The sequence below is a fragment of the Exiguobacterium sp. s161 genome (genome assembly GCF_018619045.1).
Classification (GTDB): Bacteria; Bacillota; Bacilli; order Exiguobacteriales; family Exiguobacteriaceae; genus Exiguobacterium_A; species Exiguobacterium_A indicum.
Window position 1 is genome coordinate 31,473 of sequence record NZ_JACSNH010000007.1, and the last position, 14,790, is coordinate 46,262.

The following is a 14,790-nucleotide window of genomic DNA, read 5'->3' on the forward strand; positions in this document are numbered from 1 at the left end:
GAAATGAGTATAGCATATAATGAATGGCTATTCATTCATTTTTTTCATTTAGTTTTTACTGCGTCACACAAGCAGATAAGTACTCAAAAAAATCAAGCGGTGGATGTCCACCGCTTGATTTAATCACGTCCAATACGTCATTTTTTTAATTTCATTGCATTGGCCATCAGACCAGGGATATCCGTATTTTCATGCAACCCACTGAACTGTTCGCTTTGTGGACCGTACGCGTAGAGCGGAACGTCTACACCTGTATGCACAGCAGTCGTCCAGCCGACATACGCTCGTTTACTGATCATCTCATTCAATGTCATAACGCGTTTCTTCGCATCCACTTTTTGCAACTTCTGAATTTCTTCAGCCGTCAAATCAAACGTCGTTTCTCGTTTGACGACAGAGGCGATGTTCGATAAGTCGTCATTGAACTGACGAACCATCTCATCCCCCGTCGCCTTGACGTTTTTCAAGACTTCCGGTTTCGCTACGTACTCATCGTATCCACCGACTGACATACCACCTGTATCATGGTCACCGGCAACGACGACTAAAGTATGTTTATCTTTTGCAGCAAAACGAAGCACTTTTTCGACAGCCTGGTGGAACGCTTCTGCATCCTTCATCGCCCAAGCAGCATCATGCGCGTGACCCGCCCAGTCGATCTGACTTCCTTCTACCATCAAGAAGAAGCCATCGCGATCTTTCTTCAATGTTTGCAGGGCTTTCGACGTCATCGTCGCAAGACTCGGTTGATTCGTATTTTCCCGGTCCAGTTCTGGTGCCATTCCTTCTTCTGCAAACAATCCAAGAACTTTACGACCGTCCGTCTCATTCAGACTTTCGAGTGAATCCGCATACTGGTATCCTGCTCGTTCTGCTTTCTTCACTAGATTACCAGCCTCTTGAACGCCACCATTCTTTTGATCAAAAAAGAACTTCTGACCGCCACCCAGTAAGACGTCGACTTTCATTTCATCCATGTATTGTTTCGCGATGTCCGCTTCATTCGCACGCGTTGCGACGTGCGATGCAAAAACAGCTGGTGTCGCATGGGTGATGGCTGATGTCGAGACAAGTCCTGTTGCTTTGCCTGCTTGATCCGCCCGATCAAGAATAGACGCTACTTCTTTTCCACTTGGATCCATACCGATTGTTCCGTTGTTTGTTTTTGTTCCTGTTGCCATCGCCGTTCCGGCAGCTGCTGAATCGGTCACTTTCGTGTTTGCCGAATACGTCCGCATCATTCCTTTTAAGTGATCGTCGAGTTCCGTCTCCTCGCCTCCTTGATACCAGCGATAATTCGTTGCATAGGCAGCCGAATAACCGTCCGGGATCATGAAGATGACATTTTTAACCTTCGCTTGTTTCGTGTTTTGTTTTGCCTCGACTGGCTGAGCCGATTCATATGTATAGCCCGCAACTCCCGTCATAAGCACTGTACCGAGAATACCTGTCGCCATCCATTTCTTGTTCATTTGTGTTTCCTCCCTGTTCCCGATGATGGTTTCATCATACCGAGCGAATGTAAATGAACGATGGAGACCGCTTTAAGGAATGTAAAGAAACGATGACAGCCGAGTTACCACTTCATCTCTTCAAACATGTAATAGCCTTTGTGCTGTTCTTCTAAATATGTCGATAACGGAAGACGGACGTCTTCACTCGTGATGTACTCCGCTAACTCCGTTTGATCGATCCACTTCGTCTCAATGATTTCTTCATCGGCATCATTTGGATCAAGTACACCACTCACTTCGCAATCAAAATAAGTCACGAGGCTGTGCGCTCGATAGGTCGGCATGAAGTTCTCCGTTAAGAACGCAAACGACGACGATGTGACCGTCAAGCCGGTTTCTTCTTCCACCTCGCGACGCAGTGCTTGCTCGAGTGTCTCTCCAGACTCAATCTGTCCACCGGGTAAGCTCCAGCGATTCTCCTGACCTGATTGATTATAGACGACGAGCAGTTGATCGCCCTTGCGGATGATCGCGACAATGATTCGATAGAGTGGATACATGGCGCTTCCTCCTAAAAAGACCACCTTGTCTAAAACAAGATGGTCCACTGATTGTTTATTCTAAACCGAGCGACTGTGGCAAACGGACTGCACGTGCGAAGGCATTTTTATAGTCCTTTTTCGCGACTAACTTTTCGACTTCACGGATTGCTGGATGCTGTTCGTCCGCGAACGCACCAAGAATCGTCAAGTAACGCTCGTATACTTGATCGTCTTCCTGACGTGCTTTCAAGAGTGCTGTATACAGCATGACGGTATCTTCACCGTATAAGACAGGTAGTTCTTCGTTAATTAAAAGCAGTGTATCAATCGCTTCTGGATCGACCTTCGGATTGTATTCCGTGATGACCTGCTCTGCGAGTCCTTCGAGTTGATCGCGCCATTCGTTGTAACGCGGCTCATCGTTCTCGAGCCACTCAAACCATTCCTCTTCCAACATCTGCTCCATTTGACGTACTGTTTGTTCAAATGCCATTCGTCTCACTCCGTTCCCAAGTTAAATCAATCGTATACGTACCGACTGCTTGTCCATTCATCTTTAATGTATAGCGAAACTGCATCTGCTGCCGTTTCATCTCAATCGTCTTCGTGTCCGTTTCCATCAACATCTGACCGAATTGACTGCCATATTGGCTTTTGGTCGTCTCTCCTAAAATGAAGACGTGATGCATCGCAACAGGACCTTTGCGATTCAAAGCGATCTGGTCTTTTGACCATTTGATCGTCGTATCGATCGGTTGTTCATCCGGCTGAACGAACTTCACGGCAAAACCGTCTTTTGTTTCGAACAACGTGCCGTCCGCCTCAAGTTCGACCGATTCACACATCGGACCATCTTCGATCGTCGTCACTTGTCGTAATGACACCGGGTACTTTACTGGTTTCACTTCTATCACCTCATCGTTTAGCGTACACGATTTTTTCGTCTGATGCACCTTCTGCTTACATGCAAGAAAAAAACGGATTCGATGTACTTCGAATCCGTTCAAAACATATTAGCGCACACGGTACAGACGAGCTTCGAATGGACGAAGTTCCAGTTCTGTTCCTTCATGGTGCATCGTCGGATAGTTGCCAAGCAACATATTGTCCGAGTGCAAGATGATGTCCGTATCGATTTCTGCTGTTTCGCCTTTTAAGTTTGTAACGATCAAGAATTGTTCGTCACCAAACGTCCGTGTATACGCGTAGACTTTCGTGTCTTCCGGTAAGATGAGATCGTAAGCGCCGTAAATCAACGTCTCTTCCATCTTACGGATTTGGATCATTCGTTTGTAGAAGTTCAAGATCGAATCTTCATCCTGTTCTTGCGACGCGACGTTGATGTCCGCGTAGTTCGGGTTGACACCGAACCATGGAGATTGATTTGAGAAGCCACCGTTTTGCTCATTTGTCCATTGCATTGGTGTGCGCGAGTTATCACGAGACGAGTTCCAGATGACTTCCATGATTTCCTCATGTGTCTTCCCGGAAGCGAGTTGCATCTCGTACATGTTTTTTGTCGCAACATCATCATAATCCGAGATGTCCGGGAATTGAACGTTCGTCATCCCGATCTCTTGTCCTTGATAGATGAACGGTGTGCCTTGCATGAAGAAATACATCATCGCAAGCGACTTCGCGCTCTCTTTCCAGTACTGTTCCTCGTCACCCCAAAGGGAGACCGAACGAACCTTATCGTGGTTTTCGAGGTATAACGCATTCCAACCTGTTGCTTCAAGTCCTTTTTGCCATTTCGTCAGCACTTGTTTCAGTTTGACGACGTCGACGCCTTTTTCTGCATCTGCACGCCAGAGATCCATGTGCTCGAACTGGAAGACCATGTTCATCTTACCGTTCTCTTCTCCGACCCAGAGATCCGCTTCTTCCGGTGTGACGCCGTTTGCTTCTCCGACTGTCATGATATCGTATTTCGAGAACGTCTCATCCTTCAACTCTTCGAGATACGCATGGATGCCTTCGACGTTCATATGCATATCGAATGAAGGGACATACGGCATACCGAGCGGATTCGGGAGATCAGCGAATGATTGATCCTTGTTGATGTGACTGATCGCATCGATTCGGAAACCGTCGATACCTTTATCGAGCCACCAGTTGATCATCGTATAGACCGCTTGACGCATGTCGCGGTTTTGCCAGTTCAAGTCTGGTTGACGACGAGAGAAGACGTGCAGGAAGTACTGCTCTGTCTTTTCATCATATTCCCATGCTGATCCACCGAAAATACTTTCCCAGTTGTTCGGTTCTCCACCATTGACCGCATCTTTCCAGATGTACCAATCGCGTTTCTCATTGTCTTTCGACGAACGTGATTCAAGGAACCACGGGTGTTCATCCGATGTGTGGTTAACGACGAGATCAAGCAAGACCTTGATGTCGCGCTTATGCGCTTCTTCCATCAAGAGATCGAAGTCCGTCATCGTACCGAACTCATCCATGATGTCTTCATAATCACTAATGTCATATCCGTTATCGTCGTTCGGTGACTTGAACATCGGGCAAATCCAAAGAACGTCGACGCCAAGATCCTTCAAATAATCCAATTTTGCGATGATACCCGGAATATCGCCGATTCCATCGTTGTTTGCATCGTAAAAGCTGCGTGGATAGATTTGGTAAGCAACTGCTTCTTTCCACCAAGCTCGTGTAATTGTTTGTTGGGCCGTTTCAGGGCGCGGTATCATTTGTGTCATGTGTCGTGAATCCTCTCGTAGGTCAGTCTTTGGGATGTTGTTTTCATCAGTCATTGAACTTCTATACACATAGCGCAACCGATTGCGCAATTCCTCTACCTTCATCTTATCAAATCCACTTTTAAAGTCAATGTTTCAGGGGTGATTCCACCATTTCACATCAACGGTTGTCACTCTTCGTTCACACTGAATATTTCAGATCGTTTTACATTACATTTACTGAATTATCCTACACTGTTTATCGGTCGATTTCTACCCTTTTGCATAACCTTTCCTTCCGAAAGTGAATCTTTTTTTCTTCGTTCGGGTATACCCTTACCAATGCATGTAAAAAAGGGGGATTTTCAGGATGAAGGGACAATTCTTTATTGGTGGACAATGGCTAGATCACGGACGAGAACGGACGGATGTTACGAATCCAGCAACTGGAGAAGTCGTCGGTAGTGTACCAAACGGAACAAAATCAGACGTCAACGATGCAGTAGAAGCAGCACGGAAGGCATTTCCTGACTGGTCGAAGCGGACAGTCTACGAACGTGCCGAACTTCTCGAGAAGTTATATGCGAAGATGATTGAGAAAAAAGATGAACTGGCTCGCCTGATGACGCTTGAAATGGGGAAACCGCTCGCTGAGTCAGAAGGTGAAGTGCAGTATGCCGCAAACTTCGTCAAATGGTTTGCAGAGGAAGGAAAACGCGCTTATGGACGTGTCATTCCAACACATGATGCTTCTAAACGACTTCAAGTCATCAAACAGCCGGTCGGTGTCGTTGCTGCGATCACACCATGGAACTTCCCGGCGGCCATGATTACCCGAAAGCTTGCTCCGGCACTCGTCGCCGGATGTACGTTCGTCATCAAACCACCAACAGCGACTCCGCTTACCGCGCTTCGTCTTCTTGAACTCTGTCAGGAAGTCGGGATTCCAGAAGGCGTCGTCAATGCCGTTACAGGTAGCGGGAAAGCACTCGGTGAATCACTCGCGACACATCCACATGTCGATAAGATCACCTTCACTGGTTCAACTGAAGTCGGACGGACGCTGATGGCTCAGGGAGCAGAGACGATCAAAGCGATGTCGCTTGAACTCGGCGGACATGCACCGATTCTCGTCTTTGATGACTGTGATCTTGATTTAGCTGTCGCTGAGACGATTAAGTCGAAATTCCGTAATGGCGGTCAAACGTGTGTCTGTGGAAACCGGATTTACGTATCCGACTCGATCTATGACGCGTTCGTTGAAAAACTCGGGCAAGAGACAGCGAAGCTGAAAACCGGAAATGGTCTTGATGCCGAGACGAAGATTGGACCGATGATCAATAAAGCGGGTTACGATAAAGTCAAAAAACATGTTGATGATGCGACATCTGCTGGTGCGCGAGTCGTCACGGGCGGAACAGGAACGACGGATGAGGAGAATGATATCTATTATTATGAAGCAACCGTTCTCGCGGACGTAAAACCCGGCATGCTGATCATGAACGAGGAGACGTTCGGACCTGTTGCTCCCGTCCAGCGTGTCAGTTCTGATGAGGAAGCGGTTCGTTACGCCAACCAGACACCATTCGGTCTCGCTTCGTATGTCTTTACTAAGGATTACGCGCGTGCGATTCGTGCGATCGAAGGGCTTGATTATGGAATCGTCGGCTGGAATGATGGTGTTCCTTCTGCTGCGCAAGCACCATTTGGTGGAATGAAACAATCCGGTCTTGGGCGCGAAGGTGGCAGTGAAGGACTCGAAGCGTATCTCGAGACGAAGTACATTTCCATCGGTGGACTAGCGTGAACGCCGCGGATTGGTTCGTCCAATGTTTAGAGGCAGAGGGCGTCACGCATATCTTCGGTGTTCCCGGTGAGGAAAATATCACATTGCTCGAATCACTCAGTCGTTCGTCAATCACCTTCATCACGACACGTCACGAAACGAACGCTGCGTTCATGGCAGCGATGTTCGGTCGCCTGAGTGGGCGACCGGGTGTCTGCCTATCGACGCTTGGTCCCGGTGCGACCAACATGATGACCGGTATTGCAAGTGCAACGATGGATCACTCCCCTGTCGTTGCGATCACAGGTCAAGGCGCGACAGCACGGCAACATAAAGCATCGCATCAAATGTTTAATCTCGTAGACCTCTATCGTCCGGTCACGAAGTCTAGTACGTCCGTTCTGTCGGCGGAGGTCATTCCGGAAATTGTTCGACGTGCCTTTGCGACGGCACAAAGCGAAAAACCAGGGGCGACCCATATCTCTTTTCCAGAAGACATTGCAAAACAAGAACGTGATCAAGCAGCGACACCCTTACAGCAGGACAGTACACCAACGCATCTTCATTCCTTGACGATTGATGATCCCGATGCCTTACGTCTGATTGAGCGCGCAAAACGTCCAGTCATCATTGCTGGATTTGGCATTCATCGGCAACAAGCACTCGATGCGTTTCGAGCATTCGTCGAAAAGCTCCAAGCTCCCGTCGTCGAGACGATGATGGGAAAAGGAGCGATTTCTTCGCACCATCCGCTTGCTGCACACACGATCGGTTTACCAGACGTCGATTACAACCAGCGGATTCTCGATGCGAGTGACCTCATCATCACGGTCGGCTACGATATTACGGAGTTACCTCCGCAAAAATGGAATCCGAAAAAGACACCAATCGTCCATTTGGATACGAATCCTCACGAAATCGATGCCTATTATCCGGTCGTCGCGAACCTAGTCGGACCACTCGTCGATATGCTGACTGTATTGACTCCTTTACTGCCCGAGCGTGCGTGGAACGACTGGCAACAAGATCGCGATAAATTACGCGACGAGATTCAAGAAACGTACTCGCTTGCCTTGCCTTTACATCCTCAAAGTATCGTCCGTGAACTCGAACGAACCGTCGGGGAGGATGGCATGGTCTTCTCGGACGTCGGTGCACACAAAGTCTGGCTCGCACGCCATTATCAAACGACACGTCCGGATCAGTTGTTCATTTCCAACGGATTTGCTTCGATGGGCTATGGTTTATCGAGTGCGCTCGCAGCCAAGCTGTTATATCCGGACCGGCGAATCGTCTGTGCCGCTGGAGATGGTGCCTTTTTGATGAATGGACAAGATCTTGAAACCGCCGTTCGTCTGAAGCTTCCACTTGTCGTGTTGATTTGGCGTGACGGAACCTATGGCCTGATTGAATGGAAACAACAACAAGCGTATGGGCGGTCGTCCTACATCACGTTTGACAATCCAGACCTCGTTCAACTGGCTCATGCTTTCGGCGCACTCGGTCTCCGTGTCGGTGAACATGGCTCCCTCGCACATTGTCTTGACCAAGCATTTGCGAGTGATGGACCCGTTTTAATTGACTGTCCGGTCGATTATCGGGAAAATCTAAAGTTAAGTGAACGTCTCCGGACGTATGGAGGGTGATATACATGACACAACCACGTAAACTGCAATCTATTTCTGATTTTGATCAATTTGCGTCCGAACATACCGCGTTCGTGATTTGCAAACACAGCACGACATGCCCGATCAGTGCCGCAGGATTCTCGGAGTATACGAAGTTCGCGGATGAAACGTCTGTTCCAACGGCGTATCTTTTCGTCCAAGAAGCTCGGACCTTATCGAATCACATCGCTGAACACTATAATGTCCGACATGAGTCGCCACAAGTTCTTTTCATTCAGGACGGCAAATCTGTCTGGACAGCATCTCACTACGACATTACAAAGGATGCACTCGAAACGAACGTTCAGTAATGCTAGCTATGAAACAAGCCTCCGGCAGTTTCAAACTGAAGACGAAGCGCAATTTTTCTTTCACGAGAAGGATTGCGCTTTTTTGTTTACTTCACTAGAAAAACGCTTTCAATCTTACATAAAAAATAAAATTATCTTTCTTAGCTATTATTATTTGTAATTCGAACTAAATCGGATTAAGATAAACTACAGATAGAACGACCGTATATAAATCTGTACCGTTAGTTTAGTTAGGAGGATATTCATGCAACAAAGTGCAACTCACACAGCTCGAGCTCCTTACGGCATCCTCGCCGTTTTGATGATCGGGGCATTCATCGCTTTCTTAAATAATACCTTGCTCAACATCGCCCTTCCTTCGATCATGAAGGATCTAACGATCGAACCATCGACTGCTCAATGGCTGTCGACTGGTTTCATGCTCGTCAATGGTGTCTTGATTCCGACATCTGCTTTCTTGATTCAAAAGTATTCGGTTCGTCGCTTGTTCTTACTTGCGATGACCCTCTTCTCGACCGGAACGATTCTTGCCGGATTCGCAGATGTCTTCCCTGTGTTGCTCGCAGGACGAATGATTCAAGCATCTGGTTCTGCAATCATGATGCCGTTACTGATGAACGTCATGCTCGTCAGTTTCCCGATTGAAAAACGTGGGACTGCGATGGGCTTCTTCGGATTGATCATGATGGGGGCTCCAGCGATCGGACCGACGTTGTCTGGTTGGATCATCGAGCACTATGATTGGCGGATGTTGTTCCACTTCATCACACCAATCGCCTTGATCGTTCTCGTTGCTGGTTTCTTCTTACTTCGTGACGTCAAGGAACGGTCTGCCACTCGGATCGATCTCGCTTCCGTGGCACTTTCGTCACTTGGTTTCGGTGGCTTACTGTATGGATTCAGCTCAGCTGGCTCTAAAGGTTGGGACAGCTTCCACGTCTACGGTGCGCTGATCGTCGGAGTCATCGCACTCGTGACATTCATTTACCGTCAGCTCCATATGGAACGTCCGATGCTCAACTTCAAGATTTATCGTTACCCGATGTTCGCCTTGTCTTCTGCCATCTCGATGGTCGTCACGATGGCGATGTTCTCGGGCATGTTATTGCTTCCGATCTATGTCCAGACGATTCGCGGTATCTCACCACTTGATGCGGGTCTCATGCTATTACCAGGGGCGATCTTGATGGCCGTCATGTCACCAATCAACGGGAAACTGTTTGATAAGATCGGTGGACGTCCTCTTGCGTTGACTGGTTTGTTCATCACAGTCGTTACCAGTTACTACTTCAGTCAGCTTGAGATGGATACGACGTATACACATCTGATCGTCCTGTATTCGTTACGGATGTTCGGGATGTCAATGGTCATGATGCCAGTCTCGACGAATGGTTTGAACCAGTTACCAACGCGCTACTATCCACACGGAACAGCGATGAACAATACGTTGCAACAAGTATCCGGTGCGATCGGAACCGCCTTGCTCGTAACGATCATGTCGACGCATGCCAAGACGCGTGGGACAGAACTCGCGGCTGAAGCGGCGAAGAACATGACGAGTCAACCGACAGCTGAAGCGGCTGCTGCTCTGAAACAGCAAATTACGATGCAAGCAACGCTCGACGGAATCAACTATGCGTTCTTCATCTCGACGTTCATCGCTGGTCTAGCATTCGTCCTTGCCTTCTTCATTAAACGGGCGACACAAGCCGAAGATATCATCAGCGATCAACGCTCATTGAACGAAACGATCGTCAAACCGCAAGTTTCCAATCAATAAATGTAAAAGCAGTCGCCTCTCGCGACTGCTTTTTTTATTTCTTAAGCTATATACTGGTACCCCCCACACCTATATGTTAGAGTAAAGATAACAACAAAATCACCAAAGGAGGCACGACTATGACACACGATCACCCCGTCGTTCCACGAACGAATGAAGAACAAGATGCGTTGATGAAGCGATTGAAGCGCATCGAAGGACAAGTCCGCGGGATTGCTAATATGGTCACTGAAGATCGGTATTGTATCGACATTTTGACGCAAACGGCATCAATCCAAGCAGCACTAAGACAAGTCGAACTACAAATCATCGAACGCCACGTTAAGATGTGCATGCATGAAGTCGCCACCCGTCAAGATAGTACGGACGCTTACGTCGATGAATTGATGTCGGTCATCGCTCGATTGAAAAAGTAAGGAGGGTTTTCTGATGTCAAAAACGATTGAGTTTGATATTGAAGGCATGACGTGTGCCGCCTGCTCCGCCCGGATTGAAAAAGTCCTCAACAGGATGGACGGGGTTGAAGCAACGGTCAACTTGCCGCTTGAAACCGCTCGTGTCTCGATTTCTGATGCCTATGACGATCAAGCGATCATCGAAAAAATCCGAAAAATCGGCTACGGGGCAACGGTCAAACAAGCACCACACGCAACAAAATCGAATCGCCGGATGCTGTATCGCTTTATAATCGCGGCCATTCTATCGTTACCGTTGCTCGCGAGCATGCTGACGCATATTCCAAACAGTCCGTTCCACCTTCCATTCTTGATGAATCCGTGGCTACAGTTTGCTTTAGCGACACCGGTTCAATTCATCATCGGAGCGCCCTTCTATAGTGGGGCCTATAAAAGTTTACGGAGCGGTAGCGCCAACATGGACGTTCTCGTTGCACTCGGAACATCGGCAGCTTACTTTTATTCCGTTGCTGAAATGCTACTCGTCTCTGATATGCCGCATCTCTACTTTGAGACGAGTGCGATTCTGATTACACTCGTCTTGCTCGGCAAGGTCCTTGAAGACCGTGCGAAACAACAGACGACGGGAGCAATTAAAAGTCTGCTCTCCCTACAAGCAAAGGAAGCCGTCATCTTAGAGGACGGACAGGAACGAACTGTCTCCATCGATGCGATTCAAACCGGGATGATCTTACTCGTAAAACCTGGGAACAAAATTCCGACAGATGGTGTCATTCGTGCAGGCGACGCGTATCTCGATGAATCGATGTTAACCGGTGAATCTGCGCCTGTTCATAAAACGGTTGGGGCATCCGTCATTGGTGGTACGCTGAATACGAACGGATCTTTACAAGTCGAAGCGACAAAGATCGGACAAGCGACGGTTCTTTCACAAATCATTCGTGTCGTCGAACAAGCGCAGACTGAAAAAGCACCGATTCAACGACAAGCCGATCGGATTTCTGGTGTGTTCGTGCCGATTGTCGTCGCCATCGCGCTTCTGACATTAGCCGCTTGGTGGATGATCAGTGGATCCTTTGCGGAAGCGATTCGTCCTGCCATCGCGGTGCTCGTCATCGCTTGTCCATGTGCACTCGGACTTGCGACACCGACTTCGATCATGGTCGGAACCGGAAAAGGGGCAGAACGAGGGATTCTCTTTAAAGGAGGCGCTCAACTCGAAAATCTCCAACATGTCGATGCTGTCGTCTTTGATAAGACCGGAACACTGACAGTCGGTCGCCCTGTCGTCGTCGAAACGTTCGGTACGGAGACAGCGCTCGATTTCGCTGCTGCGCTTGAACGGCAATCGGAACACCCTCTTGCTCGCGCCATCACAGCAGAACGGGATGTCGTCTTTGATATCGAACGGTTCCACGTCGAATCAGGACGTGGGATCACGGGACAAATCATGGGACATGATCTCATCGTCGGATCGGCGCGAATGATGCAGGAACGAAACATCGTTCTTCCTGATTGGACATCACCTGGAGCGACTCTCGTATACGTCGCTATCGATGGAGAAGTCGCGGCCGGATACGCCATCCGTGACGCGCTAAAAGATTCAGCGAAAGAAACGATCCAGCGTTTGCGCCAGACAAAAGAAGTATATCTCTTGACCGGTGACCGTCGGGAAGTCGCCGATCATTTAGCAACAGAACTGGGACTGGATCCAGCGTTCGTCTTTGCTGACGTTTTGCCGATTGAAAAGGCAGATGTCATTCAGTCACTTCAACAAACGAAACGTGTCGCGATGGTCGGAGACGGTATCAATGATGCCCCTGCTCTCGTAACAGCGGATGTCGGCATCGCTCTCGGTAGCGGAACGGACGTTGCCCTTGAAGCAGCCGACGTGACGCTACTTGGACACGACTTAAAACAAGTCTTACTTGCGATCGAGCTGAGTGAGCAGACGATGAAAAACATTCGTCAAAATCTCGTCTTCGCACTTGGTTATAACACGATTGGCATTCCGGTCGCCTTTCTCGGTCTACTTGCCCCATGGCTTGCGGGTGCCGCCATGGCATTCAGTTCTGTCTCTGTCGTGACGAATGCGTTACGATTAAAACGTACCCCACTATCTGAAGGAGGAACATCATCATGAAAGAAACAACATTATCTGTCATCGGTATGACATGCAATCACTGTAAAGCGAGTGTCGAATCCGCTCTATCTGAAGTCGAAGGTGTACAACAGGCAACTGTCTCACTCGAACAAAACCAGGTTATAGTCCAGCACGAGGATGTACCTCGTGAACGTCTCGTCGATGCGATTGAAGAGATCGGCTATGATGTACCGACTGCTTAAATTTTCATGCCAAACTGCTTCTAACACGCAGTTTGGCTTTTTTATTTTTTGAAAAGCGGGAATGTACGGAGTAAGGAGGGGTTCGTATGGTACCGAAAATCGAATTCGTAGAACACTTCGACGACAACAAAGGAAAACGATTTAAAATCGAACTTTGGAATCTCGGAACCTTCACATTCAGTGCCGAGTCAGCTCGTGGACCTGTCACCCGTTTCACCTCCATTGACATTCAATTCGTTCAAGCTTGCGTTCAACGAATGCGCTCGATCGTGGACGCTAAAAAAGCATTTCAGGAAGATCAACCGGTCTAATCCTGTTCTTTTTCTATTCTCCTCATGGCACTTGCCATGAGTTTTTTTGTTTCCGGTCAATGTTTTTCAATATTCTCGTCTTTTTTTCGAAAATCAGTATCGCTTCGTCAAGATGAACCGATAAGAAACAGACATCATTTTATTCACATCTTGAGTATTGGAGGCAACTACGTGCGTAACCCTTTTAAAAGTAAGACTACTTCGGCTTATCAAGCTACCATCGGCTTTCCTGATTCCCGTCTCATCACAAAGACGGCAGATCCTGATCTCACATCCCGTCTCGTATACATGGGATATACAGAAGAACAGCTACAGACACTCAAATCGATGGCACCTGTCGTTCAAGGCATCTTAGATGAAGTCCTCGAGCAAGTGCTTGACCATCTATTATTGAATCCAGAGATGGCAACGATCGCGAAACAATCATCGACACGCGAACGACTGAAGAAAGTTTTCGCCGACTATTTCACGAGTCTACTGACAGGAAACATGGACGAGTCGTTCCTCGCGATGCGGACACGGATGGGACAGACGCATAAACATAACTTCGTTCCCGTCACTTGGTTCATCGCTTCGTATGCTGCGTTTCAGACGTTGTTGATTCCAAAAATCGTTGAACATTATCAGCATGACCCAGCGCAACTGACGACAGCAGTACTCGCCTTGACACATGCGATGAACTTAGATGCTCAAATCGTGACGAGCCAGTATGTCGATTCTCGTCTTCATGAAGTGACAGCAGCGAACGAGTCGCGTCGTCAACTTTTGACAGACGTCGTTCGTGTCAGTCAAGAAGTTGCAAGTTCCGTCGAGCACACGGATCATGCCATCATTGAGACCAGCCGTCGTGCCTCACAAGTATTAGCAGAAACAGCTCAGACAGAGCAGACGAGTCAGCAACTCGTCCAAATGACGATTGCCAACGAACGACAGATGCAACAGATGGAGCAACAATTCGCTCAATCGACACAACAAGTCGGTACTTCGCTTGAAAGCATCCATGAATTGAAGACGACGTCGGATGACATCGTCCAGATGACGCAAAGCATCGAAGCAATCGCCAATCAGACGAACTTACTCGCGTTGAATGCTTCGATTGAAGCAGCACGTGCCGGTGAACACGGTAAAGGATTTGCTGTCGTCGCGACCGAAGTTCGAAACCTTGCCGAGAATGCGAAATCGTTGAGTAGCAGTATCAACGGTCTGATTCAAAAGAACAATGGTAATATCACACAACTCGTTTCTCAGATGGAAGACATCACACGTGCCAACACCGCATCTCAGCAAAAATTGCAACAAGTGAAACAAGGAATTCAAACCGTTAAGAGTGAAATGGAGAATTCCCTCACCTTGTTTGGACGCAACAAAGAAAACCTCGGACAAATCGTCGAGACAATCCAAGGTCTCAGTAAGACGACGCAAGGCTTGACGACATTGACGACGGATCTTGTCGCTGCTTCCGAAACACATTAAAAAATAGGCAA

14 protein-coding genes are annotated in these 14,790 nt (G+C 48.1%); 9 read left to right on the forward strand and 5 right to left on the reverse strand.

Annotation, left to right across the window (positions count from 1 at the left end):
- Positions 1–137: 137 nt before the first annotated feature.
- The 5 genes from KNQ14_RS14565 to KNQ14_RS14585 form a co-directional block, all read right to left on the reverse strand.
- Positions 138–1,472, reverse strand: coding sequence for an alkaline phosphatase (locus KNQ14_RS14565; RefSeq protein WP_214861523.1), 1,335 nt, complete (start codon positions 1,470–1,472; stop codon positions 138–140).
- A gap of 104 nt (positions 1,473–1,576) precedes the next feature.
- The gene (locus tag KNQ14_RS14570) at positions 1,577–2,014 is read right to left on the reverse strand and encodes an NUDIX domain-containing protein (protein ID WP_214861525.1); all 438 of its coding nucleotides are present in this window, start codon (positions 2,012–2,014) and stop codon (positions 1,577–1,579) included.
- 55 nt (positions 2,015–2,069) lie between these two features.
- Positions 2,070–2,489, reverse strand: a complete 420-nt coding sequence (locus KNQ14_RS14575; protein WP_023466820.1) for a hypothetical protein — start codon at positions 2,487–2,489, stop codon at positions 2,070–2,072.
- On the reverse strand, positions 2,479–2,901 hold the full coding sequence (locus KNQ14_RS14580) for a YwiB family protein (protein ID WP_371743359.1): 423 nt from the start codon (positions 2,899–2,901) through the stop codon (positions 2,479–2,481). Before KNQ14_RS14580 ends, KNQ14_RS14575 begins: the two co-directional genes overlap by 11 nt.
- A 108-nt stretch (positions 2,902–3,009) precedes the next feature.
- The gene (locus tag KNQ14_RS14585; protein ID WP_035399261.1) at positions 3,010–4,668 is read right to left on the reverse strand and encodes a glycoside hydrolase family 13 protein; all 1,659 of its coding nucleotides are present in this window, start codon (positions 4,666–4,668) and stop codon (positions 3,010–3,012) included.
- A gap of 391 nt (positions 4,669–5,059) precedes the next feature.
- Between KNQ14_RS14585 and KNQ14_RS14590 the strand changes: the two genes are divergently transcribed.
- The 9 genes from KNQ14_RS14590 to KNQ14_RS14630 all read left to right on the forward strand — a co-directional run bounded on the left by KNQ14_RS14590 (position 5,060) and on the right by KNQ14_RS14630 (position 14,779).
- On the forward strand, positions 5,060–6,496 hold the full coding sequence (locus KNQ14_RS14590) for an NAD-dependent succinate-semialdehyde dehydrogenase (protein ID WP_214861527.1): 1,437 nt from the start codon (positions 5,060–5,062) through the stop codon (positions 6,494–6,496).
- Positions 6,493–8,121 carry an acetolactate synthase large subunit gene (locus KNQ14_RS14595; protein ID WP_214861529.1) on the forward strand — a complete coding sequence of 543 codons (1,629 nt, stop codon included), beginning with the start codon at positions 6,493–6,495 and terminating at the stop codon, positions 8,119–8,121. Before KNQ14_RS14590 ends, KNQ14_RS14595 begins: the two co-directional genes overlap by 4 nt.
- Before the next feature lie 5 nt (positions 8,122–8,126).
- Entirely contained in the window at positions 8,127–8,453 is a 327-nt protein-coding gene (gene ytxJ, locus KNQ14_RS14600) for a bacillithiol system redox-active protein YtxJ (RefSeq protein ID WP_214729646.1), read from the forward strand.
- Between the two features lie 244 nt (positions 8,454–8,697).
- Positions 8,698–10,233, forward strand: coding sequence for a DHA2 family efflux MFS transporter permease subunit (locus KNQ14_RS14605; RefSeq protein WP_214861531.1), 1,536 nt, complete (start codon positions 8,698–8,700; stop codon positions 10,231–10,233).
- Positions 10,234–10,352: 119 nt separating this feature from the next.
- Entirely contained in the window at positions 10,353–10,649 is a 297-nt protein-coding gene (locus KNQ14_RS14610; protein WP_058713463.1) for a metal-sensitive transcriptional regulator, read from the forward strand.
- A gap of 13 nt (positions 10,650–10,662) precedes the next feature.
- A complete protein-coding gene (locus KNQ14_RS14615) occupies positions 10,663–12,792 on the forward strand; it encodes a heavy metal translocating P-type ATPase (RefSeq protein WP_214861533.1) in 2,130 nt (709 codons plus the stop codon).
- Positions 12,789–12,995, forward strand: coding sequence for a cation transporter (locus KNQ14_RS14620; RefSeq protein WP_214861535.1), 207 nt, complete (start codon positions 12,789–12,791; stop codon positions 12,993–12,995). Before KNQ14_RS14615 ends, KNQ14_RS14620 begins: the two co-directional genes overlap by 4 nt.
- Positions 12,996–13,081: 86 nt before the next feature.
- A complete protein-coding gene (locus KNQ14_RS14625; RefSeq protein WP_023466807.1) occupies positions 13,082–13,306 on the forward strand; it encodes a hypothetical protein in 225 nt (74 codons plus the stop codon).
- A gap of 171 nt (positions 13,307–13,477) precedes the next feature.
- Positions 13,478–14,779: a protoglobin domain-containing protein gene (locus tag KNQ14_RS14630; protein WP_214861537.1), complete on the forward strand. Its 1,302-nt coding sequence runs from the start codon at positions 13,478–13,480 to the stop codon at positions 14,777–14,779.
- Positions 14,780–14,790 lie beyond the last annotated feature (11 nt).